Source organism: Chitinophaga polysaccharea (assembly GCF_007829335.1).
In the GTDB taxonomy this organism is placed as follows: Bacteria; Bacteroidota; Bacteroidia; order Chitinophagales; family Chitinophagaceae; genus Chitinophaga; species Chitinophaga polysaccharea_B.
On sequence record NZ_VIWO01000002.1, the window covers coordinates 116123 to 142040 of the forward strand.

Below are 25918 nucleotides of genomic sequence, written 5' to 3' on the forward strand. Positions count from 1 at the left end.
ATTTTCTTTAGTAAAAAAGAAAAGTACTGGTCCTCTTTACATTAAACGGGCAATTCATGAACCTACAGGCCTTCATGGCGGAAGATTTTATGCTGAACGAATCCTTTGTACGTTACTGTCTGCAGAGTAACGACGAAGATGTTGCTTTTTGGAACGACTGGATTGCACGGAACCCTCATAAACGGCCGGAAACGGAGAAGGCGAGGGAATGGGTGCTGCGCCTGGGTGTACGACTCAACGCTTCCGAGAAGCAGGAAGAATTCAGCAAGCTTCGCGCCATGATTGAAACAGACCGTGTCCAGGGAAAGCGCCGCAAAAGCTACCTGCCATATGTGGCCGCTGCAGCCATGTTTGCAGGAGCTGTTGTGGGCGCATGGCTGTGGAAAAAACAACCGCGTACCGAGCATAGCGCCGCCATGGCGTATACCACGTACCACGCGGATAGTGCTCGTAAACAGGTAATACTGGCAGATGGGAGTACGGTGATCCTGAACTGCAACAGTACATTAAAAGTCCCTGCCAGCTTTAATCAGCAGGAACGCCACCTGATCCTGCAAGGGGAGGCGTTGTATGATGTACAAAAAGACGATAAACGCCCATTTACAGTAACCGCCGGGCAGGCTACTGTACAGGTACTGGGTACTGTTTTTAAAGTAAGGGCCTACCTTTTTGAAAACAATGTACAGGTGTCATTATTATCCGGGAAAGTGAACGTGGCGGCCGACAATGCGGCAACGGCACTGTTACCCGGACAGATGGTGAAAACCAGCCGGGGCGGATTGATTGCCGGCACGTTCGATGCTGCAAGGGAATCGGACTGGCGCAGTGGACGATTATTATTTAAAGATGCATCCCTCCAGGAAATAGCCAACTTACTGGAGTATTGGTACGGTGTTAAGGTGCATGTAGCACCCCGCAATTATCAGGCTATTCACTTCAATGGCCAGTTCATGAATAAGTCATTATCCGAAGTGATTGCCTCTATTACTTACATCACTAATCTTAAAATTAATATCTCCGGAAACGAGTTATTTATCAACCAATAGTGAGCGCAGCAAGGCTGCTATTCCATTCTAAACTATAAACTTTCTGACGTTATGAGAAAGCAAAGCATCTCTTGTTATTACAAGAGTATAGCCCGGCGTGTGTGCTGTATAGCGCTGGCAGTATGTTTACTGTCGTGGGTACAGATCCCCGAGGGACTAAAAAATAAAGTCGAAATAGGATTTTCTCAGTCGAGTGTACTCAACGCGCTTCGCTACCTGGAGAAAAATACCGCGTTAAAGTTCTCCTATAACCGCGATGACCTGGAACGTACGGGCAAATTTTCTATCGATAAAAAAGTACGTACGGTGGAAACATTGTTAAAAGATATTTGCGCTGCCGCAGGCCTGGAATACCGGGTTGCCAACGACATGATCCTGGTAAAACGCGTTGCCGCGCCGCCGGCGGTAACAAGCGTGGAGCAGCAAAAGGAGCAGGACCTGCAGGGTATCGTAAAAGCCGCCACCGGCGAGCTGATTCCTGGCGCCACCGTTAAGGTAAAGGGCAGCAACAAAGGCACTTTCACCGCGGAAGATGGAAAGTTTAAACTGGCCGGCGTACCGGAAAATGCCATACTGGAAATTGCCTACATTGGCTACGAACCGCAGGAAATTGCCGTGGGTGGCCGCAAAGAGTTCAGCATCACCCTGCAGGCATCTGTGAAAGTACTCGACCAGGTAGTAGTAGTGGGATATGGTACGCAAAAGCAGGGCAATGTTACTGCCGCCATCTCTTCCGTAAAAGGCTCCGCTATCCAGAACATGGCCACCAATAACCCGGTAGACGCCCTCCAGGGAAGAGTAGCCGGCTTGTCGGTAACCAGCACCGGAGGCCAGCCCGGCGCTATGGCCGATGTACGCATCCGCGGCCTCAGCACATTTGGTAACCACCGACCACTCTTTATCATCGATGGCTCCCCCGGCGATCCCACTTACCTGAGCAATAACGATATCGCTTCCATGGAAGTGCTGAAAGACGGCGCCGCGGCCTCTATTTATGGTTCTTCCAGTGCCAACGGCGTAGTGATCATCACCACCAAAAAAGGAAAAAAAGGCGTACCGGTGATCGACTTCAATGCTTACTATGGCCTGGTAAGTCCCACCAGTAAATACAAACTCCTGGATGCCGACGGGTATAAATCGGTGCTTAAAACGATGTACCAGAATGCCGGCCGCAATTTACCTGCCTACGTGACAAAGAATACCGGCGTTAATACCAACTGGCAGGATGAAATCTCCCAACAGGGTAATGCCGAAAACTATAACCTCAACCTGCGCGGTGGAGGCGATTATATTACCTATGCCCTCAGTGGAGATATTACCAATGAAAAAGGTAATTTTATAGGATCTGATTTTAAAAAGAAAACGGTACGCTCCCGCAATGAATACAAAAAAGGTATCTTAACCGTAGAAGCCAACCTGACCTACTCCGAAACTAAAACACAGGTACAGAAATTTTCCCTCCGGGAAGCCTATTTTCAGTCGCCTTTACTCCCGGTGCTCGACAGCAGCGAGAAGTACGGATATGGCTTAACGGTAAACGGATTGCCCAAATACCAGAACCCAGTAGGCGCTGATCATTATTTTCAGTCATACAATACCACACAGTATTTCAATGTAAATACCCGCTTAACCCTTGATTTATGGAAGGGATTGAAAGCGGTAACAAACCTCAACCTGGTAAACGCCAACAACTTTGATTTTGCTTTCCGCCCCGCTGTACGGATCAACGCCAACGATGGCGCCGTACCCTATGCTTATCTCTATAACCAGCGTGCCAACAACCGGCAACGCCTGATGGAAAACCTGCTTTACTATGATTTCAATAAAGGAAAACATGCACTCAATGTGCTCGCGGGCTATACGGCACAGGAAACTACCAGCGATTGGCTGAACGTTACCGCCGATGGTAAAACCATTGTACGTACTATCCAGGACGGCCAATTGGTAGAGAAAACAGTGCCAGGCGGATTCCTGGATCCGTCTTTCATTACCATGGACGGCGCACTGGGAGGTACTTTCGGCGCCGGCGGCAGCAAAACAAAATATGTACGCTTGTCTACCCTCGGTCGCATTAACTATGCCTACGATGATAAATACATGATCCAGGTATCAGCAAGAAGGGATGGCTCCTCCAAATTCGACCTGGCCAAACGTTACAGCGTATTCCCTTCTGTAGCCCTGGGCTGGAATATCCAGAAAGAAAGCTTTATGAACAATATCAGCTGGCTGGATATGTTGAAATTGCGCGCCAGCTACGGTGAACTGGGAACAGAAGAAGCATTGCTGCCTTATGATCACCTGAATCTCATGTATGTCGACAATACCTGGTTAGGTGGTTATGTACAGGGAAGTGGCAGCACGCCGTGGACCGGTATCATCGGTCAGGACTTGCTGGGTCGTGAACTGCACTGGGAAACCAGCCGCTCTTCCAATATAGGCGTTGACTTTGCCCTGCTCCAGAATAGATTGAGCGGCTCTTTCAACGTGTTTAACAATAAAACAGATGGCTTGCTGATCACGAAAGAAGTACCACCTTCTTCCGGCGTGAATAATCCTACACTGAACGTTGGTAAAATCAGCAACCGTGGATGGGAACTGGAGTTTACCTATAGCCACCACGAAAGCGCTCTCCAATACAGCCTTACCGGTACGCTCAGCAGCGTGAAGAATAAAGTGGTAACACTGGCCAACGAAGGACAGACATTATATGGTACCGGCCTGAAATTCGGCGCCGACCATATTGCCAACCAAACCCGTGTAGGCAAAGAAGTAGGGGCGTTTTACCTGTATGAAGCAGATGGTATATTCCAGTCAGATGCGGAAGCTGCCAACTATAAAAATAAAGCGGGCGATCGCCTGCAACCTGCTGCCAAAGCAGGTGATATCCGGTTTAAAGATACCAATGGCGACGGCGTAATCGACGAAAATGATAAAACCTACCAGGGATCAGGCTTCCCCAAACTGGAATATGGATGCAATATCACGCTCAATTATAGAGGGTTAGACCTGGTACTGTTCCTGCAAGGCGTGAGCGGCAACAAGATCTACAATGGTAACCGCTTTGAGCTGGAAGGCATGGATGCCGGCCGTAATTTCCTCACTACTACCTTAAATGCCTGGACGCAGGATAATACGCATACAGATATGCCACGTGCCGTATTGGGCGACCCTAACAGGAATGCCCGCGAATCTACCCGCTTCCTGGAAAATGGCAACTACCTGCGCATGAAAACCATCCAGCTGGGGTATACCTTTCCACAAAGCATCCTGGGTCGTTATAAAATACAGAAACTGCGCCTGTTTGCCAGCGGACAAAACCTGTTAACGTTTACCCATTACAGTGGGCTGGATCCGGAAATAGGCAGGACCTCAGTACTCAACACCGGCATGGATCGTATGGCATACCCTCAGAACAAGAAAGTGATACTGGGTGCGCAATTGTCTTTCTAAGCATAAAATTATTCAAGATGAGAAAATTACATGTTTATATACCGCTGATATTTGCGCTAATGGCGATTGCGCCGGGTTGCAGCAAGGATGTATTAAACCAGCGCTCTCCCGATAAACTGGAAAGTGACCTGTACTGGACTTCCAAAGAAAGGGCCCTGTCCGGTCTGGCTGCCGCCTATTCACAAGTAGAAGGATTTATTTATTGGGATAACTACGTGGAAGCCCGCTCTGTACGCGAATTCTACCGGGAAGACTATGTGGAGGCCGGCGATGATGCCTATAACTATTCCTGGTGGATAGAACACTTTAACTTCAATTTTACCTCCGGTAACTATGCCATAGATTTATTATGGAGAGAAAATTACCGCGGTATTTACTACACCAACCAGGTGCTCGAAAACGTGGCTGCCATGCAGCCTTCCATGATAGATGATGCTTCCCGCAAGCAGATCCTGGGTGAAGCACATTTCCTGCGTGCCTATTATCACTATAAGCTCCTGGTGGATTTTGAAAAGATTATTATCCGTGATAAAGTACCACAGAAAGAATCAGAGCTGCCCAAAGGCCTATCTGACCGCAAAGAAACATGGGATTTTATCTGCAACGAGTTAAAAGCTGCAGAAGCGGCACTGCCGCTGAGAAGCGAGCGCCCCGATGCAGAGCTGGGACGCGCCACCAAAGGCGCGGCACAGGCGTTCCTGGGTAAAATTTACCTGTACCGCGCCGGCGAAGATAAGGGCGCTGCACCTGCATTGCTCGCAGCATCGTCCGACTGGTTCAGCAAGGTACTGGCTTCCAACCAATATCACCTGGAAGATAACTATATGTCCATGTTCAATGGCGTTGGTAAAAATACCGCCGAGTCTATCTTCGAATTACAGCAGTCTTCCGACGTAAACAACGGTGCTTCCTATGGTTCCTACCTGGCCGATTGGATGGCGGCTTCGCAAATGGGCGGCTATGGCGAAATATACGGTACGCCGCGTTTACTCACGGAAATGCTGAAGGAAGGAAAAACGGCCACGGATCAACTATACGACCACCGCGTATATGCCAACCTCGTTTTCAACGATCCTTATTTCAACGATGCCAATAACCCCCGTGCCTATGGATATACGTACAACCAGATTTTCGAGGCAGGTACCAACGTGATTGCCTTCAGGAAATGGATCCCTGCATCGCTCGATCGTTTAGGGAACGACAATGCCCTCAACGTACCATTGATCCGCCTGGCCGATGTAATGCTGATGCAGGCAGAAGTACTCAATGAACTGGGTAAGCCCGGCGCCATGAGTCTCATCAATGACGTAAGAGCCCGCGCAAAAATGCCGGCATTAAACCTCACCGTCAAGGCCGATATCTTCCAACAGATCATGCATGAAAGAGTGATGGAGCTGACCCTGGAAAACTGCCGCTACTACGACTTGCGCAGATGGGGATTGCTGGAAACAGAAATGAAGGAAGCCGGTCGCAAGTACGCCGCCGATAAAGCCTTCTATCCGCTTCCATTGAAAGAAACGGTGAATAATCCGATGGCTAACTAAGGGAAAGTATGTATAAGAAAATAGGTTTGTTATTCGCGATATGCGCCGGTGTCACTACCGGTCACGCACAAACGAATGATTGGGAAAATCCGGCAAAAGTAGCTCAACATGTTTTGTCCCCGCATGCCCATTTCATACCCTATACCAACGCAGCCGCAGCTGTACGCCGGGATTCCGCGCGTGCAGCTGTCATGCTGCTCGATGGTACCTGGCAATTTCATATGGCCCGCAACCCCGGCGCCAGGCCCGGAGATTTTTACCGCAACGATTTTGATGTATCTCAATGGAAAAAAATACGGGTACCGGAAAACTGGCAGACAGCGGGATTTGACAGCTACATTTTTACAGATGTAGAATATCCTTTCAAACCAGATCCTCCCAAAGTGCCGGCAGACTTCAACCCTGTTGGTTCCTACCGCCGCAATTTTGAATTGCCCGCTAACTGGAAAAATAAACAGGTATGGATACACCTGGGCGCTGTAAACTCTTTCTTCTATCTCTGGATCAACGGACACTACCTGGGTTTCAGCAAAGACAGTAAAACCCCTACGGAATTTGATATCACGCCTTACCTGAAAACAGGCGCCAATAACGTTTCCATCCAGGTATTCCGCTTCAGTGACGGATCTTACCTGGAAGGACAGGATATGTGGAAGCTCAGCGGGATTGAAAGGAGCGTATATCTCGTAGCCCGGCCCAAATTGTGTGTATATGATTTCTTTGCCAAACCCTTGCTGGTTAACCAGTACAGGGATGGTAACCTGGACCTGTTGCTGCAACTGAACCGCCGGCCTTTGCCGGCAGAGGCGGGGCAACGCATCAGTGTGAAGCTACTGGATCAGGATAAAACTATCTTAACAAAAGAATGGCAGATAGGGAAGGATAGTTCCTGGGAGATGAATGCAGGGTTGACCGACATCAGGTCCTGGAATGCGGAACGCCCTGCCCTGTATACTTTAGTGATGACGCATTACGACCGGAATGGCGCCGAGCTGGAAAGCATAGCCCATCGCATTGGCTTTCGTACCGTTGAAATCAAAGGCGGACAGCTGCTGCTAAACGGCGTACCTATCCATATCAAAGGCGTTAACCGTCATGAACACGATATGTACCGTGCCCGCGTGATATCGCATGAAGGTATGCGCCACGATATTGCTGTGATGAAGCAATACAATATCAACGCCGTGCGCAACAGCCATTACCCGGATACGGAGGAATGGTACGACCTCTGCGATGAATATGGTATTTACCTGGTGGATGAAGCAAACATTGAATGCGACGGCATGTCGCTGACACCACTACAAACATTGTCCGATAAGCCCGAATGGGAACAGGCCTACCTGCACCGGACTAAGCGCATGGTGGAACGAGATAAAAATTATTGCAGCATCATTACCTGGTCGCTGGGCAATGAAAGCGGTTTTGGCAATAACTTCATCTCCACCTATAAATATATCAAGGCAAAAGATAATACCCGGCCGGTGCAATATGAAGCGGCTGGCTCTAATCCGTGGACAGACATCATTTGCCCGATGTATAAATCGATCTATACGCTACAGCAAAAATACCTGCCGGCAAATGACCCGCGTCCCATTATTCAATGTGAATATGCGCATATGATGGGTAATGGTGGTGGTAACCTGCAGGACGACTGGGAACTGTTTTACCAGCATCCCCGATTGCAGGGCGGCTTTATCTGGGATTTTGCTGACCAGACCTTTTTAAAAACGGATGCCAATGGCCGGCAGATATGGGCCTATGGCGCCGACATGGGCACCGTAGGCGCCACCAGTGATACCAGTTTCTGTGCCGACGGCATGCTGGCAGCCGACCGCACCCCGCATCCGCAGGCATTTGAAGTCAGGAAAGTATACCAGAACATACAAATCAGGCCGGCAGGAACACAATGGCGTATCATTAACCGGTTTGATTTTACTAACCTGCAAGACTATACGATCCGCTGGAAAATCAGGGGAGATGGTGCAGACATCGCCACCGGCTTAGTGCCACCGCTGGCCCTGGCGCCGGGTAAAGACACGCTGCTGACCATTGCCCTGCCCGGTTTTACCCCCAACGCTGGCACGCACTATTACCTGCACTTTGAAACATCATCGCCTGACCAGGCGGTAGTGGCCACGGAGCAATATCCGTTACCCACCTATATACCGGTGGTAAAACAGGTAATGGATGGACCATCCTTGCTGGTAACGGAAGATGGTACGATTGGCAATACCTTGTTCAAAGCCAGGTTTAACAAAACAACCGGTTGGCTCGACAGCTATACCTCCGGCAACCAATCCCTCCTGCAGGCCCCTTTACAGCCTAACTTCTGGCGGGCAGCCACCGATAATGATATTGGCAACAGCGGGCAAATCCGTTGCGATATCTGGCAACAGGCGCTGCAAAATGTGGAACTGAAGCAGCTGAAAATTACACCGGTAAATGCTACCCGTATGGAGGTGAAAACAATACATTACCTGCCGGCCGTAAAGGTAACCTATACCACCACCTATACGGTATTTGTAAATGGCGATATCAACGTGGTGGCCGAATTTATGCCTGCAGATACCACCTTGCCGGAACTGCCGCGCATGGGCATGCGCATGATCTTGCCGGCCAGCTACGACCAGGTAAGCTGGCAGGGACGGGGCCCGTTCGATAACTACCAGGACCGGAAATACGCAGCTGACATCGACGTATATACGATGCCGGCAGATGCGCTGTTCCATCCTTATCCCCGTGCGCAGGAAAGCGGGCACCGCACCGATGTGAGCTGGATGGCCATGCAGGATAAAGATAAATCCGGCTGGATGTTCCTGTCGGATACATTGCTCAGCGCAGGCGTGCTTCATTTTGACATGGCGCAACTGGACTTCGACCGCCGGCAGAATAAACACGGCCATTCCATTCTCAATGAGAACGGGGTGTGGTGGGATATCGATTACCTGCAACAGGGAGTAGGGGGAGATAACAGCTGGGGCGCTAAACCGCATCCACAATACTTATTACCCTGCCGCCCTTATCAATATTCATTTACATTAAGAAGATTAATGCCCGGCATGAACGCGGTACAACAAGCTAAACTAAGATTCGAATAGTATGAGGAAATGGTGGTGGTTATTGTGTTGCAGCACCCTTGCGGTAAAGGCGCAACAGGTAGACAGGCAGCAGTTTACAGACGTATTGGATATAAAGCATTTTGTAAAAAACAATGCTGATGTAGCCATCAATTTTTTTTCAGACATGGGGGCCTGGCATGCTTACGCATTGCCCGCACGCAGCGCCGACTACGGGGGTTTTATTGGCCCCCTGCTGATGGAAATGAACGGGCGATGGCTAAGCAACAGCATCGCGAAATTGCATGTATCTGTACAGGGCAAAACGTGGCAACCGGAAAATGGCACCGCACACTATTACCCTGGGCTGATAGAACAAAGTTACCGGCTGAAAGACATACGCGTGCGTCTGCGCCTGATTTTTACCAGCCGCACCACCGCCATGCTCCAGACAGAATTGACCAACCTGGGCCGCAAACCCCTCCGGCTGCACCTGCAGTGGGAGGGAAGCGTCTCCCTGCCATCAAAAGAATGGCAGCAGCATGGCCAACAACTGAGTACTAACGTAAATGGGCATACGTTCTATATCGATTATTTGTCTGCCGGCAAATGGAATATCCATTTCACAGATACCGGCTATACGTCGGCGAAAACGATCCTGTTACCGGCCAAAGGCCATTGGCAGGAAACGCAGCTCCAGAGCTACCGGCAGCAGGACACCGCCACTACCGGCTTTGACGTGGCATTACAACAAAACCGTTCCCGCTGGAATGGCTACCTGCAATCGGTGTTGGGCAACGATACCATCCTGCAGCGCCTGAAAGTAAAATGCCTGATGACATTGATGACCAACTGGCGCAGTACATACGGTAACCTGAAGCATGACGGAATTTTTCCTTCCGCCAGCTACCAGGGCTTCTATGGCTTCTGGGCGTGGGACAGCTGGAAACAGGCTGCCGCCACCTGTCTGTTTCATCCTGCATTGGCAAAAGATAACATCCGTGCGATGTTTGATTATCAGCAACCCGATGGGATGGTGATCGATTGTATCTATGCCGACAGCAGCGAAAACAATGCCCGCGATACCAAGCCTCCATTGGCCGCATGGGCAGTATGGGAAGTATTCCGGCATACCGGCGATACCACTTTTGTGAGAGAGATGTATGCACCGTTGGTACGTTATCACCGGTGGTGGTATGCCGACAGGGATCACGACCGGGATAGCCTTTGCGAGTACGGCGCTACCGATGGCACCCGCATCGCCGCCGCCTGGGAAAGTGGTATGGACAATGCCGTACGGTTCGATCACGCCCGTATGCAGCAAAACCACGACTATGCCTGGTCGCTGGATCAGTCGTCGGTCGATTTGAATGCCTACCTCTATGCAGAAAAACAGTATCTTGGCAAAATGGCCGCCCTGTTGCATCTGGAGGATACCTGGACGGCTCCGGCAGCAGCGTTGAAAGAAAAAATTAATCAGCAATATTTTGATACGGCTACGGGGTTTTATTATGATAGTCACGGTTCCCTGGTAAAAGTACAGGGAGCGGAAGGCTGGATACCCCTGTGGGCGGGTATTGCCACGCCTGCGCAGGCAGCGGGCGTAGCGGCCGTCATGCAGCAGCCGGCGAAGTTCAATACCAAAGTACCCCTGCCGGTACTGGCAGCCGATCATCCCGCCTTCGATCCCCTCAAGGGCTACTGGCGCGGACCGGTATGGCTGGATCAGTTTTATTTTGGCATCATAGGATTGATGGCATATGGGTACCAGCAACAGGCAGATGCCCTGTTAATAAAGCTGTGGGACCATGCAGAAGGGATGAAGGATAATCATCCGTTGTATGAAAACTATCATCCCCTCACTGGGAAAGGATTGAATGCAAAGAATTTCAGCTGGTCAGCAGCACATATATTATTGTTATTACAGCGTAAATAAAGTATTATGGAGATATCGGCAATGAAAGCGCTTCTACAGCAGCACTATGGAATGGACGTCAGCGTACAGGCGCTGGATGGTTATGAAGAACGCAACTATCTGCTGAAAGATAGTGCCGGTCAGCAATACATCTGCAAGGTAGGAAATGCCGGCGGTGATCTGCATTTGCTGGATGTACAGATTAAAACGCTGGCGCACCTGGCTAATTCCCCGGTGTCAGCCGGTTTTCAGCAGGTAAAACCGAATGTACGCGGCGAAGCAATCACCGCTATCCCAGCCGGGTATATGCGGGTACTCACTTTCCTACCCGGCAAAATATGGGTAGAGGCGCCGGCGCATACCCCCGCGTTGTGGAACAGCCTGGGCAGCTTCCTTGGAAGAATGGATAAAGCATTGCAGGATTTTGCGCATCCCGCAGCCTATCGCATCTATAGCTGGGACCTGCGGAATGCCCTGGCTGCCAGGGAACACCTGGGCGCAATTAAAGATCATGAGCGCCGCCGGATGGTGGCCTATTTCCTGTTACAATTTGAAACGGAAATAGTGCCGCAACTATCACAGCTGCGCATGGCAGTGATTCATAATGACGCCAACGATTATAACCTGCTGGTCCACGGTGAAGCCGTAACAGGTCTTATCGACTTCGGCGATATGGTATACAGCCAGTTGGTCAACAATGTAGCCGTAGCTTGTACCTATGCCATGTTACATCAGTCCGACCCGCTGGCGGCGGCCGCGCGTGTAGTGGCAGGTTATCACAAAGAGTGGCCATTGACATCAGCCGAAATCAGTTGCCTATACTACCTGGTCGCTGCGCGTTTATGCATTAGCGTTACCAACTCCGCCAAGCAGGCAGCTGCAGGCAGTAACAACAGTTTCCATTTTATTACTGAAAAGGGCGCCTGGACGTTATTGTATCAACTGATCAAAATCAATCCCCTGGCGGCGGAAGATGCCTTCAGGATAGCAGCCGGCCTGCCATCGCTGATAAATGCCAGCGATGATTACCAACCCTTGTTGGAAGAAAGAAAGCAACACATTGGCCGTAACCTCAGTATCAGTTACCGGCAACCACTCAAAATCTGGAAGGGGGCATTGCAATACCTGTATGATAAAAAAGGGCGTACTTATATAGACTGCGTAAACAACGTAAGCCATGTAGGGCATTGCCATCCCACTGTGGTAGCGGCTATCCAGCGACAGGCCGCCAGGCTTAACACTAACACCCGTTACCTGTACGACGACCTGGTAGCTTATGCCAAAGAGTTGACCGCCACGCTGCCGGGAGAGCTGAAAGTGTGTTACTTTACCAACTCCGGTAGTGAGGCAAACGACCTGGCGATCCGCATGAGCCGGCACTTTACCAAACAGAAAGATGTGATTGTACTGGATCATGCGTACCACGGTACTTCCACGGTGGCTATGGAGCTAAGTCCCTATAAATTTGACGGTAAAGGTGGTTTTGGTAAGCCACCGCATACGCATAAAGCGGTGAATCCCGATCTATACCGCGGCGAGTTCCGCTATGGGCAGGAGAATGCCGGCGCAGCTTATGCGGAAGATGTCGCTCATATAATTGCTCGTTTGTCAGCAGAAGGAAAAGGCGTGGCCGCCTTTATTTGCGAAACCCTGTTGGGCGTAGGGGGGCAAATTCCACTGCCTGCCGGCTACCTGGAAAAAGTTTACCAGCATGTAAGGGCTGCAGGCGGCGTATGCATCGCCGACGAAGTACAGGTCGGCTTCGGCCGCGTGGGTAGCTGCTTCTGGGGCTTTGAGCTACAGGAGGTGGTACCCGACATCGTGGTGCTGGGTAAGCCTATTGGCAATGGACATCCGCTGGCAGCGGTGGTGACCACCCCGGCTATTGCGGAAGCATTCAATAATGGTATGGAATACTTTAACACCTTTGGCGGAAACCCGGTATCTATGGCCACCGGGAGAGCAGTGTTAAAAGCCATCCAGGAAGAGGAAATGCAGCAACATGCCCTTGATACCGGTGCGCATTTCCTCGAAGGGCTGAAACAACTGATGCAAAAGCACCCGATTATTGGCGATGTACGCGGACATGGATTGTTCATTGGGGCGGAACTGGTGCGCAGCCGGGAAACACTGGAACCCGCCGTACCGGAAATAGATGTGGTAGTGGAGAAAATGAAAGACCGGGGCTTCCTGATCAGCACAGACGGGCCGTTGCACAATGTGCTCAAAATAAAGCCACCATTGGTATTTAATAAAGAAAATGCAGATGCGTTGCTGGCGCACCTGGACACGGTACTGGGAGAATTCTCTTATCCTGGGAATTGATTCATAACAGCTACCACCTGGTGAATCTCCGCTTCGGTATGGATGACAGAGCAGGGGAGACTCAACGTTTGCTGGTGGATCTGCGTAGCAATGGGATAGTGGTAATGACGGAGGTATCCTTTCAACGCTGGCTGGTCATGCGGCGCTACCGGGTAATGAATATCCGTAGCGATATGATGATCAGCCAGGTATTTTTTCAGTTCATCTCTTTTCGGATGGAGCACATTGTAGATATGATAGACGTGAAAATAGTCCGGATCTACCACAGGTTTCATAAACTGATCATTCAGACCGGCGGCATAAATGTCTGCCAGTTTTCTTTTATGTTCGTTGATGCTGTTGAGTGCAGGGAGTTTAATTCTCAGGAAAGCGGCCTGTAGCTCATCGAGCCGGGAGTTATACCCGATAACACCGTTGTGATATTTTTTTTCTGAGCCATAGTTCCGGAGTTGCCGGAGCTTCAGGTAGTCGGTTTTGGATTTACAGATAATTGCACCGGCATCCCCAAGGGCGCCGAGGTTTTTGGTAGGATAGAAGCTGAAGGCGCCAAAGTCGCCGAAGGTGCCGGCCAGTTGTTGTTTATACCGGGCGCCATGTGCCTGGGCACAGTCTTCAATTACTTTAAGGCCATGTTGGGTGGCTATATCCATCACCGGTCCCATATTACAGCATTGTCCGTATAGATGTACCACCATGATAGCTACCGTTTTCGGCGTAATCAGGGGGGCAATAGCGGCAGGGTCTATATTATAGGTGCGTATGGATGGTTCGGCCAACACCGGTACCAGTCCGCAATGAATGATAGAAAGGATGGTGGCAATGTAGGTATTGGAAGGAACAATGACTTCACTGCCTTTTTCAAAACCGCAACACTGGAGGGAAAGGATCAGGGCATCGAGACCATTGGCTACGCCTACTGCATATGCTGAGCCATGATAATCTGCAAATTCCTGTTCAAAATGAGTTACCTCTTCGCCCAGGATATACCAGCCCTTTTCCAGGACATGTGCCAATTGCTGTTTGAATTGCTCTTCAAAAGGATGGTTAAGCCGCTTCAGATTTTCGTATGGAATTGCATGGCTCATAGCGCTATGCTGTTGAGTAAACGGCTGTTCATATGGCATCATATGGCTCATAAATGTAGTCTTTTGGGTCAAAGGACGTAGATGCCAATACTAACAGGATGGCATCCGGCGAAAAACTATGCATGACATGCCAGTCTTCGGGCATTAACAACAGGCATTTATCAGGACTGTCCAAGACAAATTCTTCCTCGAGTTTACTGTTATGATTGCTGATCTGGCAGGAACCCTGGATACAGATGGCCGCTTGTTCGGTAGTATGATGGCGGTGGCCTCCCCTGGAGGAGTTGTCTACGGAGTAAATATAAAAAAGCCTTTTTATCTCAAAGGGTACCACGTCGTCCAATACTGTTAATGATCCTCTATTGTCTTTAAACGTTTTTATATGAATTAATTTTGCCATCGGTCGGTATATATTCATCAATGATATCAAGGATTTCCGGGCTCTTAGTCATGTTAAACTTACGTGCAAAAAGCATGTCGGATTGCAATAATTTTTCAGCATCGCTGGCATTCAGCACTTTGGGATTTGCACCACCCCGCGACCAATCTATATAACGATAGCTGTTGTTAATAATTTTGTCCCGGTAGGGAGAGTTCATCAGTATCGTTTGAAAAACGACCTCATCACTCGCCCAGCTAAAGAAAAAGAAGCGCCGGAGCTTATTGTCTTCCGTTACCCTGTTCACTACATATAAAGCGGCGTCCGGGCTCAGCATCCAAAACATAGAACCGCCATAGGGATGTAGTCCGTAAGGGACCTTCTTCCTGGGGAACACTTTATTGATCACGTTTTCCAGGCGATATTTCCCTGGAAAACTAAATGCTGTCAGGTAATATTTTCTTAGCCGGATCCACCCTTCTTTCCAGTCGTTGATAATGTCTCGGTAACTTATAAATTCCTTTCCCCGGTGTGCTTCCAGGAAGTCGTTGATATAATCGGCCGACTTAATCGGATAGTCCTGGCCACTCAGGAAGTTGATAAAATCATAACGTCTTCCGGTAGCTGTAATTTCCCGGATACAGGCAAAAGTAGCTAATACGGTACTGAACGCGGCCCAGGTAACCTTTTGCCGGTTCTGTATGAAATATACATTGGGTAATGTTCCCAAATATAAATGTGGCTGTATATCAAACTTTTTATCTACGTGAATATAGAAGTCAAAATTTTCATGAGATAATCTTTTGATCATCCTTTCCGTTTGATGCGGATCAGTGTAGGTAAGGATCAAATGGGCGATGCGCATACTTTGCGGGCGACATTAATTGTGTATGAATGATGGGTGTGCTGGGGTGTGCTGCCGGGCCCGGGAAGTTTGCTTCCTGTAACCAATCATCATCACCCGGGTTAAATATAGTCATTTAAATTCATAATGTACCGTAGTAAATTGTTGTAACAGTGCTAATACTCAAATAATTGTGCGCAGGTCGCATGATCAGATATGATTGATGTGCCCGCTATTTTACGATAACGTCAGTAGCTCCTCCCGGTTTTTTGCACCAAATTGCCGGCAAAAATCATCATAACTAATGTTTACAGGTACCGCCAGGCTGTTGAAAAGGGCTGTTTTAATCGCGAGGTTATCGGGATGGTTAATGTCGGTATACTTATAGAAAGGAGGCAGCCCATTCCTGAAATCGGCTAGTAAATCTATCGGTGCTCCGCAGCTGACGCCATTATTCCTGAAATCAATATTTAAATCGACACCTTCCGGGACTGTTATTGCTATAGGTGGTATATCTGTGACCATGGCATGCCCCCAGCCGAAATAGTATCCCTTCCTGGCCGACGCTACATAACGGCCATAATGCATCGGGAAATTCAGTTCAGCAGGCTCCAGGGGAAGATGACCGATGATTGGATATTGTCCGCGCATCAAAGTGTCATCCATCATATAGAAGGCCGGTAACGTTTTTTGCTGTTGAAGCAGTAACAAATCTACTACCAGGGAATCTGCCCTGAAATCGTATAGCGTAACCAGCTGCACAACCGTCATCAGGTCATACCAGTGATGGTCTTTATCTACTACCTCTCTTTTTCTCAATGCCGAAATATTCAGGAGGTGCCGACCAAATACATATTCAACAGGGTCGCCATACAGGCTAAATCGGGTGGGCACGGCAAAAAAGTCGCCGCTTCTAAACTTTACCGGCCGGATTTTACCCGCCTTCTTTTCTTTTAGTTGTGCTAATCTATCCAAGTGATCAGCAGGCAAACCCTGGATAAATTGTGGGAGTCGCTGCCAGAAATCGGCCAACTGCTGCATACCATTGAATACCGGTGCATTATTTTCGATATCGGCTTTTTGCGAACCGATCTTCCAGCTCCAGTAGGTTTGGTAAGCAGGTGGACGCTCACCATTCCCGGCCATCTCCGGCAGCGGGTCCACCGGGGATATATCTACCCCGAAACTCACTGTTCTTCCCGGATAACTACTGATGTTGATTACGGAAATGGGTTTTTCTTTACCCTTGCCTCCGGGAGAAATAATTTTACTTCGCTCCCTTGTAGTAATGGCTGTGTCGAATTCCGCATAGGAAGTAACGGTTTGTATAAGTGCCTTGCGGATTATGTCCTGGTCAAAATAGCAGATCAGTCCTTTGGGAAAAGTGATGCGTGTCCATTGTGGGTCAACGGGGCACAAACCAATATATTTCCGTTGTTCATTACTAAATTCTGGCATATACGATAGTACTATTAGTGGCAAATTACAAAATAGCTGCCAGCTTACCATATTGCGTATAGCCGGTCCTGTTGTATCTTCTCAACAGGGGGCCCGCTGCCTTAATTACTTTATATAGATACAGCGGCACAGACCACCCCGACCAGAAGAAGCTGGGACCCACAATGGCAAAGATTCCCAGTGTTTCTACCCAGGGCATTTTTAGTATTAACCCCGAAACAACGAAGGCTAGTGTTACCAGGTAGCTCCGAATAGGTTTTGCCTCAAGTGTCTATCGCCTGCACTCAAATCTAAGGATTATAGTGATAGCGGTGTATATTCGGGAGGCATCTTTGCGCCATGAAAAATTACTAATAGCAGTAAAAATCCTTTCTAACTTTAAGGAATATCTGAGATAGATATGCAGCGACTATTATTTATTGGAGTGTTATTATTATCGGCTTGCACATGGAATGTCAATCGCGTAATAGGAACTTATCGTAGCACTTGCTTTCTACATATTTATCCGGCGGTTATTTTATTTTGACGTTGGATAGCTCGTGTAACTTCTCCTATCAATTTGCTTACCTGGAGAAAAAAGAAGGCTTTCTCTCCTTCATCTTCATCAACACCCACACACCCGATAAAAAAGTAAGTATACCGGCAATATGTACAGCCCAAACCAGCCCCACCAGCTGCGCTACAATGCCCGACATAACGGCGCCCACGGCATATCCTATATCTCTCCAAAATCTATATACCCCCAGGGAAGAAGCCCGCCAGGAAGGATGCGCCGCATCGCTCACTGCGGCCAGCAACGCAGGATACACCATAGCAGTGCCGGCGCCTAAGAGCACGGAGCCTATCATACCGGACATAAAAGGGGAGAAGAGCAACAAACCAATTACTACATGGCCGGCGGCCTGGGTAAACATCCCCCATACAATCAGTGGCTTCCTGCCAACACGATCTGTCAGCGGCCCGGTTACTACCTGCCCCACACCCCACACCACCGGGTAAATAGCTTTTATCCAGCCAATCCCTTCCAGGCCCACACCCGCGGAAACAAAAAGCAAGGGGAATACGCCCCACGACATACCATCGTTGAGATTATTGATAAGCCCTGCTTGTGATACGGCAAACAGGTTTTTATTTTTAATACTGGTTTCTTTAAATACCCACCACAGGTTAGGCCGGTGTGGCCGCTCCCCGGAGGTAGTAATAGCTACCTGGCTGGCCTCCAGCGTGGCATAGGAGCGGGTATCCCGGATAATAAAAATAGACAATAACAATCCAAAAATCGTATAGGCGATACCGATATAGAAGGGTTGGGGTCTTAATCCATATTGCGCCGCTATGTAACCGGTGAGTAATGCCGTTAGGCCCACGGCGCCGTAACCGGCAGCTTCATTGAGGCCCATGGCCAGGCCTCTTTTCTTGGGACCTACCAGGTCAATTTTCATGTTGACGGTCATCGACCAGGTGAAACCCTGGCTCATACCCAGTAATACATTGGCCAGGATAATCCAGTTCCACGACGGGCCCCAGGCGAGCAAAAAAGGTACGGGTAACCCGATGATCCATCCCAATATCAATACCCGTTTACGGGTCAGCTTGTCGGCCAGTACACCGGATACCAGGTTGGTAAATGCTTTCACCACACCAAAGGCAATGATGAAGGAAAACACAACAATGTCGGAGGCAATCTTAAATTCTTCTGACCCTACCAGGGGCACTATGGTACGCTCCAATCCCACCATACCTCCCACGAGGCAGTTTACCAGCACCAGCAACACAAATTGCTGCCAGTTTTCTTTTAATCCCAATTTGATCTCCACGATAATAGCTTGATTATTTGGTGGTAACCGGGTAGCCCTTCGCGGCCCAGTCAGGGAAACCTTCATATAGCCTTTGCGCCTTATAGCCTTTTTTCTTCAGCAGGGCTACGGCTTCATCGGCAAACACACAGAAGAGACCACGGCAGTAAGCAATCACCGTTTTATTTTTGGGTAATGTTTTCAGGATGCTGCTCAATTCATCTATCGGGGCAGACAGCGCCCGGTGTATATGTCCCCGCTTATATTCTTCTGCTGATCGAACATCCAGCAAAATTACCCTGTCTTTTTCCAACAGGGCAACCAGTGCTTCGGCATCAATGCTCTCGATAGGACCGTATCCTTTCCGGAAATCACTCACCACTTTTTCTACTTCGGCGTTATACACGATGCCCAACGCACGCAAGGCCGCCCAGGCATTAAACACGTTTTCACCTGCCAGGGAATATAAAATAAAGTTGCCATCCCGCGTGATGCTGACCAGCTTCGCGTTTTTCAATACCTGTAAATGCTGAGAAGCGTTCGCCACCGACATGCCCGTATGGTTGGCAATCTGTTCTACGGAAAAAGGACCTTGCCCCAGCAGGTCAATGATCTCCAGGCGATGGGGATTACCCATCGCCTTCGTGATCTTCGATAACTCGTCATACACTTTGTCCTTAAACGCCCGCTTCGTCATACCGCACACTATTTTTGAGTAGGATAATGTTGATCGATCCAGTTTACTTTCACGTTCTTCTCAATGTTCAATAGCCTTGCCTGTTTGAATCCCATTTCGGTCAACGTTTTAAATGCGGGCCGAACATTCGGGCATTTATCAAATGGGCAGCAGCCACAGTAGATCACTACTTCTTTATTTTTGTCAGTAGTTTTCAAAACCTGTCTAAGCTTGGCTAAACTTTCTGCATCTGATGCAGGGCCTATGTCAATACTGTTTTTGATAATTGCGCCCGGGCCTACGGATAAAATGAGCAGGTTACCATCTTTTTGATGGGTAATGGCATCTGCCAATACCGCTGGCGCCATTAACTGTGCAGGTGTCCAGGGTTCTGCTTTTTGTTGCGCTGATAAGCCTTGTATACAGGCTATTAACCCCATCATCAACAAAGAGAAATACTTCATAAGCTCTTTTTTTGACGAAAGTAGGGGATATTTAACTATTCAACAAAATTATTGAATAGATTTAGGTGTCTTCCTAAGTAACGAAACAGGAAAGGTCAGGGCTGATAATCCAGCATCCGCTCTATCACAAGGGTAATTCTACCTGTGGTAACAAGATGAATACAATTTTTCTCTTCGTCATGATACATAAGTATTGCGCCACCAGCAACTACCCAAGGACATTCATGCGTCAGAAAAGGACAAGGCATAAACTAAAACAGGCGCCTCTCTGCAGAGGCGCCTGTAGGTTATACAGATGAGAATAGTTTAGAACTTATACGTCACATTACCGGAAAAGCGCCTGGGCATCTGTGGCTCCAGGGTACTCCAGCCTTTATAGTAGATCTGGTTAGTGAGATTGTCCAGTTTAAACGCCACACCAAATTTGTTGGTGTTGTAAAACAGGGAACCATTCAGCACGGTATAGGAAGGCAATGTGAAAGTACCGGTGGTAGCGCGGTTCAGGATAATGTTTTCACCGGCGTAGTTGCCGCCAAAACCAATACCAAACCCTTTAACAGCACCCTGCTGGAATTTGTAAGTCACCCAAAGGTTAGCCAGGTTTTGAGGACCGGCTTCTTCGGGGCGCCTGTTTATATAATCCGTGGCGTCTGTTTTGGTGATCTTACTATCATTATAGCTATAGCCAGCAATGACATTTAAGCCGGCTACCGGGTTGGCAGTGATCTCTGCATCGACACCACGGCTATATTTTTCCCCGCCCTGGTTATAGTACCGTGGCTGATGAGGGATTTCCATGATAATATTTTTCACCTTGATATCGTAATAACTTACGGAACCGGTGATCATACCTCCCAGCAGGCTGGCTTTCACGCCCGCTTCCAGCTGGTTGGCCTGCTCAGGTTTGAAGGTTTTAATACTGTTGTCGCCCTGCTGCTTAGGTGCGCTGTTGGCATTGGAGAAGCCATTCATATAATTGGCGAAAACAGACAAGGTATTGGGAATAGGTTGATATACCAGGCCAAACTTAGGCGACACGGTAGTTTGCTGGTACTTATCGTTTTTATTGAGCGTCAGTCCCCCGTTGGTGAAATGGTCCACGCGCAGGCTTACCATCGCTGATAAGTTAGGCAGGAAGTTAAACACATCGGATACATACGCGCTGTACACATCCTGTTTCAGGTTGGCATTTTGCAGCGGCAATGCATTTAGCAGCGAATCAGTATGCTGTTTGGAAAGGATGCCATTGTCGGCGCCGGCCATATTGATGATGCCGTTCATGGCATAACCGGTGGCGCTGCTCACGGAACCGCGACTGAAATAATCCAGTCCGGCTACCAGCCGGTTGCGGAACTGACCTATTTTGAAATCACCGCTGAAGTTTTGCTGGATATCCGTGGTATTGGTGCTACCATTCTGGTAGCTGATATACCGGGCAAAAGTAGGGGAAATGTTCGGAAACCCGGGTGTGCTGGCAGACCCTTCATACAGGTAAGAATAATATCCTTCAGATTTGGCTGTTCCTCTCGACACAATCGTCTGGGAGGTCCATGTATCGGAAAGTTTATATACGGCCTGTGCCTGCACACTGGAGGTGGGCGTTTTAATGCTCAGGTTATTGCTGGTATAAGAGCGCCGGTAATCATATCCCAGCGCGGCCAGGTTCTTGGCAAACAGCGATGATCCGCGGTCAAAAAATAACATAGTGGGATTGGTGCTTTCGGCTGATAGGAATTCTGTATTCAGCATCAGGGTGAGGCGATCGTTCACTTTGTAGGTGAGGGAGGGAGCAATAAAACGTCTTTTCGCGAATCCTGCATCCTGGAAGCTGTTTTCATCATGATAGGCGCCGGTTACACGTAGGAGCACCTTTTTATCTCTATCCAGCGGGGTGTTAATGTCCATCGTTAAGCGGTTCAAACCATAGCTGCCACCAGTGTAACTGATCTCTCCTCCAAAATGATCATAAGGCTTTTTGGTAATGGTGTTGATCAAACCACCGTAGGAGATAACGGAGCTGCCAAACAGGGTGCCCGACGGGCCTTTTACTACTTCAATCCGGTCTATGTTGATCACATCCAGGCCGCCGTTAGTTAAGCCAGGCAATCCATTTACCAGCGTAGGCTGTACGGCAAACCCACGGAGGGAATAGTAGCCGGCGCCATCGCCTTCACGACCGGTAGAGGACCACAGTTTGCTCAGCCCCGGCGCATTATTCAACGCTTCGTCATAGCTGCTCACTACCTGGTCTTTCAGCAGGTCGGCCGAAATAACACTGTACACCTGCGGATTTTCTATATTCTTGAGCGGCAGTTTGGCTACGTAGTCGCTGTTGCTTTTCGTATATTTATTTCGGGTACCGGTAATCTCTACTTCATTTAAATTCTTTTCGGATATATTCAGGCGGAGATTGATAGTAATGGTTTTATCTTTTACTACGGTCACCGGTTGGCTGCTGGTTTCATAACCTGTGAGCGATACCTGTAGGGTGTACTGGCCCGGCACAATATTACGCAGCAGGTAGGTGCCATCGTCGTCTGTTACGGTCGTCTTCTTACTGCCCTTTAATACCACCACTACGCCCGGCGCCGGCTTGTTGTCTGAGGTAGTAACCAATCCTTTTATGCTGCCGCCGTTGTCGATGTCGGAGGCGAAGCCCGCTCCGTAAAAGAGCAGGTTGATAAGCAATCCATACCAGAGGGTACGGCTGAAAAATTTTCCTGTCAGTAATGTATCCATAATCCTATGCTTAATAATTTGCTGGCGCAAAATTCGGGTACTTATCCCGCCGGAGATAATCCGATACGGAATTTGATTTACGCGATGCGGAAAAAACATCGGGATCACCGGTGGGTAATAATTTCATGTTAAATTGACACTTATTTTTATATATCTAAGGGGCCATGCACATCACCGGTCATTTGTACTACCTGGAAAAAATTACGCCGCCAATAGGACCAACCTTTTTTTTGATAACGCATTCTTGTCTTGCCATCGCCATAATTTGTTTTTTTTTAACAGCGTTAGCCCAATGTCTCCCCAGGATTACTGCGCCAGCTTTGCCCGCGTGCCGGGCGAACATGGTATAGAAACCCATATCCGTCCCTGGATGGTAGATAACGCGATGGGCTTCCGTGGATGCACACCGGCGATTTCCCCCGCTTCGATCTCACAGATATGATTTTTACTACGCTGAACGATGCCCGGTAATAGCTGCTATGGCATTTGTTGCAACTGTTGTAGTGTGAGCGGGTATTCTTCTAATCGTCGTTTTAAATTAGATAAGATGTAGGAGTCGGCGCTGTGCGGCTTGGAGGCGAGGTGCTTGTATATGGGCAACAACTGCGGATCTTTTACTCCTGATAGTGCCTGTAGGGCCGTGCGTATAACGTCTTCCGATTCATCCTTCAACCCGCTGATAAAAGCGGAGAGATAAGCGCTTTTATCTTCCAGTTTGCCCAGGGTATATAACGCCGTAACACGTATATCGGCCAGCGCATGATTTACAAAGGGCGCAACTAACGGGCCAAACGGGTATTGGCTCTCGGTGAGAAGATAAGTACAGAAACGGAATGTTTCGCCGTCCTGCACCATCGGTAGTTGGGTTGTCACCAACGCACACCATTCTGCACAACGGTTTTTTGCATACCAGTAAATAAATTTAACGATGTCTTGGAAGTGTTCTTCCCAGGAGGCCAACAGATAAGGTTTCGCCCGGTTGTAATCAAACTTGGTTAATATTTGCAGCCATTGCAGGTGAGTTGCCTGATCCGCCTGTTGCAGGGCAATTTCCAACTGGCCTGTTGTTACGCTGCCCAATACCGCTTTCGCGACGATACCATTCAGGCATTCCGTTTTAAACACCGGGTCCGTGGACGATTGATATTGTTCCAGCAGGACGGCCATACTTCCGCTCCGCCGGTAGCCGTACCAGGGAGCGGTGTCGGCAGTAAGATCGCCGGAAATAACTTCGTCCAGCCAGCCCTCATACCAGTCCAGGAAATTATCAGCAAAGGAAAACACTGGTTGCGCCAGGTCCAGGTCAATATTTACCACGCGGCCGGCGTGCGGGCCATTCAGTAGTAATCCGTGATAATAGCTGCAGCCCTGCGAGCCAATAGGCAGTATGCCGGCAAATACCCGGCCTAACGCCGCTGTATATACGTCGTCTGCCAGATTATCGACCAGCAGGTCATGCTTTAACGTTTCCCAATAAGCAGCCGGCATACCGGGATAGATGTTCACCGCCTGCTGCAGGTAATCCGAAGGTGCTCCGATAAACTCGTCTGTATTTTCTTCCATCGGATAAATACCATAAAATGGCCCCGCGGCGGAATCCATGTAGGAAGGGCCTCCATTACCTATGGCGGTAAGGAAGGCTTTATAACAGGCAGGTAACATAATTTCCTGAGCAAGTTCAAACGCCGCTACCTGCTCAGGTTTGAGCGGTGTATGCAAAATATATTGATGATCGCTCGCGCCAAACGTTTTATGTTCGCTGTCTGCTTCACGTGCCAGAACTAATTTGGCCTTTATCCTGCTGATCTGTTTTTCAAATACTGACATTGTTGTTCCGGTTAACAAGAAAACATTCTCTTTTTTTCAATGGCAAGGTACTAAACCGGATATTACCTGCCGCCGGTTATTTTTATTATTTATGAAGAGATATTTGTATCTTGCAATTAAATGTTTAGTTGACAATTAATTAGACGCCGCTATAGTATTGCTAAAATTCCACGTGATCGCACCTTTAAGCATCGCTTACGTATAAACGGAAACCTATGAAAACCGGTTCTTCCTTAAACGGGAAAACCGGTATATTGTATCGCTCAACTAAAACGGTAATAGTATTTATGAAGAAAATCTGGATGTTTATCTTGCTGATAAGCGTGATGAAGGCGGCAACAGCGCAGGATTCAATATACATTTTCTCTTATTTTAAAGATAATGGGCAGGATGGGCTCCACCTCGCCTATAGCGAGGATGGCTATACCTGGAAGGAACTGGACAATGGCCGTTCCTACCTGCAGCCTACCGCAGGAAAAGATAAGCTCATGCGCGATCCTTGCGTAATCCGCGGCGCCGATGGATTGTTTCACATGGTGTGGACGGTTAGCTGGAATGAAAAAGGGATTGGCTATGCCTCTTCCCCGGATTTGCTGCACTGGTCCGCCCAGCAAGACATTCCCGTTATGGAGCACGAGCCCGGCGCACTCAACTGCTGGGCGCCGGAAATCACCTACGATGCCCGCAGTAAAACCTACATGATTTACTGGGCTACCACCATTCCCGGGCGTTTCCCTGCCGGTGATACCAGCGGCGACGATAAATACAACCACCGCCTGTATTACGTTACCACTAAGAACTTTAAGCAGTTCACGCCTGCACGGGTACTGTACGACCAGGGATTCAACGTGATAGATGCTACCATCATACCCGACAACAATCGCTACGTGATGTTTCTGAAAGATGAAACCCGGAAGCCGCCACAAAAAAATATCCGCTTTGCGGTCAGCAATAAATTGACCAGGGGATACGGAAAGCCGTCAGCGCCCATCACTGGTCAATACTGGGCGGAAGGTCCTACGGTATTGAAAAGAGGGAAGAAGTGGATCGTTTATTTTGATAAATACACCCAGGGCAGCTATGGCGCCATAAAATCGGAAGACAATGGGAAAACCTGGACCGACATCTCCGATAAACTGACCATGCCTAAAGGGCTCCGCCATGGAACAGTGGTGGCCATTACCCGGGAAGAATATAGTAAGCTGAAAGATTAGGCAGAAAGCAAAAAGCAAAAAGCTATCGTGGAGGATGATTACAGCGAATATTAAATATTCGCTAAAGTCTTCTTCACAATAGCTTTTTGTTTTTCGCTTT

18 protein-coding genes are annotated in these 25918 nt (G+C 48.7%); 8 read left to right on the forward strand and 10 right to left on the reverse strand.

All coding sequences use genetic code 11. The features are described 5' to 3' along the window. The first annotated feature begins 56 nt into the window (after positions 1 to 56). The 6 genes from FHW36_RS08560 to FHW36_RS08585 are packed head-to-tail and all read left to right on the forward strand — an operon-like array spanning position 57 to position 13336. Positions 57 to 1046 carry a FecR family protein gene (locus FHW36_RS08560; protein WP_145665676.1) on the forward strand — a complete coding sequence of 330 codons (990 nt, stop codon included), beginning with the start codon at positions 57 to 59 and terminating at the stop codon, positions 1044 to 1046. Between the two features lie 51 nt (positions 1047 to 1097). Beyond that, entirely contained in the window at positions 1098 to 4496 is a 3399-nt protein-coding gene (locus FHW36_RS08565) for a SusC/RagA family TonB-linked outer membrane protein (RefSeq protein ID WP_145665679.1), read from the forward strand. A gap of 17 nt (positions 4497 to 4513) precedes the next feature. Then, a complete protein-coding gene (locus FHW36_RS08570) occupies positions 4514 to 6040 on the forward strand; it encodes a RagB/SusD family nutrient uptake outer membrane protein (protein WP_145665681.1) in 1527 nt (508 codons plus the stop codon). Between the two features lie 8 nt (positions 6041 to 6048). Then, the gene (locus FHW36_RS08575; protein ID WP_145665684.1) at positions 6049 to 9138 is read left to right on the forward strand and encodes a glycoside hydrolase family 2 TIM barrel-domain containing protein; all 3090 of its coding nucleotides are present in this window, start codon (positions 6049 to 6051) and stop codon (positions 9136 to 9138) included. A gap of 1 nt (position 9139) precedes the next feature. Beyond that, positions 9140 to 11032, forward strand: coding sequence for an MGH1-like glycoside hydrolase domain-containing protein (locus tag FHW36_RS08580; RefSeq protein WP_145665686.1), 1893 nt, complete (start codon positions 9140 to 9142; stop codon positions 11030 to 11032). A gap of 6 nt (positions 11033 to 11038) precedes the next feature. Next, a complete protein-coding gene (locus tag FHW36_RS08585) occupies positions 11039 to 13336 on the forward strand; it encodes an aminotransferase class III-fold pyridoxal phosphate-dependent enzyme (protein ID WP_145665688.1) in 2298 nt (765 codons plus the stop codon). Here the strand turns inward: FHW36_RS08585 and FHW36_RS08590 are convergent. From FHW36_RS08590 to FHW36_RS08625, 9 genes are all read right to left on the reverse strand, one after another. After that, complete coding sequence (locus FHW36_RS08590) at positions 13321 to 14472, reverse strand: DegT/DnrJ/EryC1/StrS family aminotransferase (protein WP_222429030.1); 1152 nt, start codon at positions 14470 to 14472, stop codon at positions 13321 to 13323. The two genes, FHW36_RS08585 and FHW36_RS08590, sit on opposite strands and share 16 nt — an antisense overlap. Beyond that, entirely contained in the window at positions 14450 to 14821 is a 372-nt protein-coding gene (locus FHW36_RS08595; protein ID WP_145665690.1) for a sugar 3,4-ketoisomerase, read from the reverse strand. The genes FHW36_RS08590 and FHW36_RS08595 overlap by 23 nt, the downstream gene beginning before the upstream one ends. Next, entirely contained in the window at positions 14790 to 15665 is an 876-nt protein-coding gene (locus FHW36_RS08600) for a beta-1,6-N-acetylglucosaminyltransferase (RefSeq protein WP_145665692.1), read from the reverse strand. Before FHW36_RS08600 ends, FHW36_RS08595 begins: the two co-directional genes overlap by 32 nt. A gap of 216 nt (positions 15666 to 15881) precedes the next feature. Continuing rightward, positions 15882 to 17102 (reverse strand): Imm26 family immunity protein, encoded by a 1221-nt coding sequence (locus FHW36_RS08605; protein ID WP_186452349.1) that lies wholly within the window; start codon positions 17100 to 17102, stop codon positions 15882 to 15884. A 25-nt stretch (positions 17103 to 17127) separates the two neighbouring features. Then, a complete protein-coding gene (locus FHW36_RS30455) occupies positions 17128 to 17301 on the reverse strand; it encodes a hypothetical protein (protein WP_186452350.1) in 174 nt (57 codons plus the stop codon). Positions 17302 to 17665: 364 nt separating this feature from the next. After that, positions 17666 to 18919, reverse strand: a complete 1254-nt coding sequence (locus tag FHW36_RS08610; RefSeq protein WP_246121117.1) for an MFS transporter — start codon at positions 18917 to 18919, stop codon at positions 17666 to 17668. 13 nt (positions 18920 to 18932) lie between these two features. Further along, on the reverse strand, positions 18933 to 19595 hold the full coding sequence (locus tag FHW36_RS08615; RefSeq protein WP_145665697.1) for an ArsR/SmtB family transcription factor: 663 nt from the start codon (positions 19593 to 19595) through the stop codon (positions 18933 to 18935). An 8-nt stretch (positions 19596 to 19603) separates the two neighbouring features. Then, positions 19604 to 20038 carry a rhodanese-like domain-containing protein gene (locus FHW36_RS08620; protein WP_145665699.1) on the reverse strand — a complete coding sequence of 145 codons (435 nt, stop codon included), beginning with the start codon at positions 20036 to 20038 and terminating at the stop codon, positions 19604 to 19606. A 306-nt stretch (positions 20039 to 20344) separates the two neighbouring features. Further along, a complete protein-coding gene (locus FHW36_RS08625) occupies positions 20345 to 22777 on the reverse strand; it encodes a TonB-dependent receptor (RefSeq protein ID WP_145665701.1) in 2433 nt (810 codons plus the stop codon). A 292-nt stretch (positions 22778 to 23069) separates the two neighbouring features. On the opposite strand from FHW36_RS08625, the gene FHW36_RS30460 reads away from it, so the two are divergent. Next, positions 23070 to 23219: a hypothetical protein gene (locus FHW36_RS30460; RefSeq protein WP_186452352.1), complete on the forward strand. Its 150-nt coding sequence runs from the start codon at positions 23070 to 23072 to the stop codon at positions 23217 to 23219. A 35-nt stretch (positions 23220 to 23254) separates the two neighbouring features. Here the strand turns inward: FHW36_RS30460 and FHW36_RS08630 are convergent, their stop codons facing one another. Continuing rightward, positions 23255 to 24604: an SMI1/KNR4 family protein gene (locus FHW36_RS08630; protein ID WP_145665703.1), complete on the reverse strand. Its 1350-nt coding sequence runs from the start codon at positions 24602 to 24604 to the stop codon at positions 23255 to 23257. 287 nt (positions 24605 to 24891) lie between these two features. Between FHW36_RS08630 and FHW36_RS08635 the strand changes: the two genes are divergently transcribed. Next, entirely contained in the window at positions 24892 to 25818 is a 927-nt protein-coding gene (locus FHW36_RS08635; RefSeq protein WP_145665706.1) for a glycoside hydrolase family 43 protein, read from the forward strand. The last annotated feature ends 100 nt before the right edge of the window (positions 25819 to 25918 follow it).

Excerpts from the sequence above, each read along its gene's own strand:
- FHW36_RS30455 (WP_186452350.1), bottom strand. The coding sequence starts at position 17,301 with ATGCCCTGGGTAGAAACACTGGGAATCTTTGCCATTGTGGGTCCCAGC.
- FHW36_RS08600 (WP_145665692.1), bottom strand. The coding sequence starts at position 15,665 with ATGCGCATCGCCCATTTGATCCTTACCTACACTGATCCGCATCAAACG.
- FHW36_RS08620 (WP_145665699.1), bottom strand. The coding sequence starts at position 20,038 with ATGAAGTATTTCTCTTTGTTGATGATGGGGTTAATAGCCTGTATACAA.
- FHW36_RS08605 (WP_186452349.1), bottom strand. The coding sequence starts at position 17,102 with ATGCCAGAATTTAGTAATGAACAACGGAAATATATTGGTTTGTGCCCC.
- FHW36_RS08580 (WP_145665686.1), top strand. The coding sequence starts at position 9,140 with ATGAGGAAATGGTGGTGGTTATTGTGTTGCAGCACCCTTGCGGTAAAG.
- FHW36_RS30460 (WP_186452352.1), top strand. The coding sequence starts at position 23,070 with ATGTCTCCCCAGGATTACTGCGCCAGCTTTGCCCGCGTGCCGGGCGAA.
- FHW36_RS08570 (WP_145665681.1), top strand. The coding sequence starts at position 4,514 with ATGAGAAAATTACATGTTTATATACCGCTGATATTTGCGCTAATGGCG.
- FHW36_RS08615 (WP_145665697.1), bottom strand. The coding sequence starts at position 19,595 with ATGACGAAGCGGGCGTTTAAGGACAAAGTGTATGACGAGTTATCGAAG.
- FHW36_RS08595 (WP_145665690.1), bottom strand. The coding sequence starts at position 14,821 with ATGGCAAAATTAATTCATATAAAAACGTTTAAAGACAATAGAGGATCA.
- FHW36_RS08630 (WP_145665703.1), bottom strand. The coding sequence starts at position 24,604 with ATGTCAGTATTTGAAAAACAGATCAGCAGGATAAAGGCCAAATTAGTT.
- FHW36_RS08625 (WP_145665701.1), bottom strand. The coding sequence starts at position 22,777 with ATGGATACATTACTGACAGGAAAATTTTTCAGCCGTACCCTCTGGTAT.
- FHW36_RS08560 (WP_145665676.1), top strand. The coding sequence starts at position 57 with ATGAACCTACAGGCCTTCATGGCGGAAGATTTTATGCTGAACGAATCC.
- FHW36_RS08590 (WP_222429030.1), bottom strand. The coding sequence starts at position 14,472 with ATGAGCCATATGATGCCATATGAACAGCCGTTTACTCAACAGCATAGC.
- FHW36_RS08565 (WP_145665679.1), top strand. The coding sequence starts at position 1,098 with ATGAGAAAGCAAAGCATCTCTTGTTATTACAAGAGTATAGCCCGGCGT.
- FHW36_RS08575 (WP_145665684.1), top strand. The coding sequence starts at position 6,049 with ATGTATAAGAAAATAGGTTTGTTATTCGCGATATGCGCCGGTGTCACT.
- FHW36_RS08635 (WP_145665706.1), top strand. The coding sequence starts at position 24,892 with ATGAAGAAAATCTGGATGTTTATCTTGCTGATAAGCGTGATGAAGGCG.
- FHW36_RS08585 (WP_145665688.1), top strand. The coding sequence starts at position 11,039 with ATGGAGATATCGGCAATGAAAGCGCTTCTACAGCAGCACTATGGAATG.